Genomic DNA, 1379 nt, shown 5'->3' with positions numbered 1-1379 from the left:
AGCTAAGAGTAAAACCGCATGACTGCGGCTGGAAGCGAAGTCGGTTCATGAACGGAGTGAGGAGGAGTTCGGTGTGACTCCAGAACCCTCCTCGGATCGGATTGAACGGCGGCTCACTACGCTCTTTCCATCGAGTGCTCTCGAAGACCACGCCGAGAGCCTCGGCGTGGTCGAACGCGACGGCAAGTTCCAGGTTCCAGCGATGGTCTGGGCGCTCGTGTTCGGCTTCGCCACCGGCGAGAGCCGAACACTCGCTGCGTTTCGTCGCTCCTACAACGCTACTGCTGACAAAACCCTCTCGCCCGGCGGTTTCTACCAGCGGTTGACACCGCTGTTCGCCGCGTATCTCAGCGACCTCGTCGAGTTCGCGCTCGACGAGGTCGCCGTCCCGCACACTATGAGCGACGAGTTCGACCAATTCAGAGACGTGATGATCGCCGATGCAACCGTTCTGCGATTGCACCGGTTTCTCCGCGAGCAGTACCAAGGACGGCGCGAGGAGCAGGCTGGAGCGAAGCTCCACCTGCTCCACAACGTCACTGACCGAACCATCGAAAAAATCAGCGTCACCGGCGAACGTCCTCACGACAGCACCGAGTTCGAGACCGGGTCGTGGCTCCGTGGACGGTTGCTGATTCTCGATCTGGCGTACTTCAAGTTCCGCCGCTTCGCGCTGATCGACGAGAACGGCGGCTACTTCGTAAGCCGTCTCAAGACCAACACGAAACCGGAGATCGTCGCAGAACTGCGGGAATGGCGCGGCCGCGCCATTCCGCTTGAAGGCGAGGAGGTTTTCGAGGTTGCGGAGGACCTCCATCGCAAATACGTCGACGTGGAGGTCGAAGTGGCGTTCAGACGCGGGCTGTACGAAGGCACGCGGTCATGGGACACGAAGCGGTTCCGCGTCGTCGGCGTCCGCAACGAGGACGCCGACGACTACCACTTCTACATCACGAATCTCCCGAGAAAGTGGTTCCTACCGGCGGATATAGCGACGATCTACCGCTGTCGGTGGGCGGTAGAGTTGCTGTTTCGCGAGCTGAAGACGCTGTACGACCTCGACGAGTTCGACACGAGCAACCCTGCGGTAGTGGAGATTTTGCTGTATGCGGCGGTGCTGACGCTGTTGGTGAGCCGCGAGCTGCTTGAGCTGGTGATCGAACACGCGGACGATGAGGCGGTGTTCCCACCGGAACGCTGGGCGGCGACCTTCCGGTCGCACGCCCAGCGGATCCTCAAGCGACTCAGCGACTACCTCGGTTACTCGCCACCGCCGCTGTTAGACCGAATGGCAGCCGACGCCCAGAAGATCCATCAACAGCGTCCAGTCCTACAGGAGCAGTTCGCTACTGTCGCTCAACCAACCGCTGGAGTTAGCT

The 1379-nt window shown here is 60.8% G+C and carries 1 protein-coding gene; it reads left to right on the top strand.

The genetic code is table 11. The features are described 5' to 3' along the window. Nucleotides 1-73: 73 nt before the first annotated feature. A partial coding sequence (locus ACQUQO_RS18210) for an IS4 family transposase (RefSeq protein ID WP_435080068.1) occupies nt 74-1379 on the top strand: 1306 nt, incomplete at its 3' end.

It is taken from the genome of Halococcus sp. AFM35 (assembly GCF_051195015.1).
Classification (GTDB): Archaea; Halobacteriota; Halobacteria; order Halobacteriales; family Halococcaceae; genus Halococcus.
Note: the sequence above shows the minus strand (reverse complement) of the source record. Positions and strands in the feature narration are given on the sequence as shown.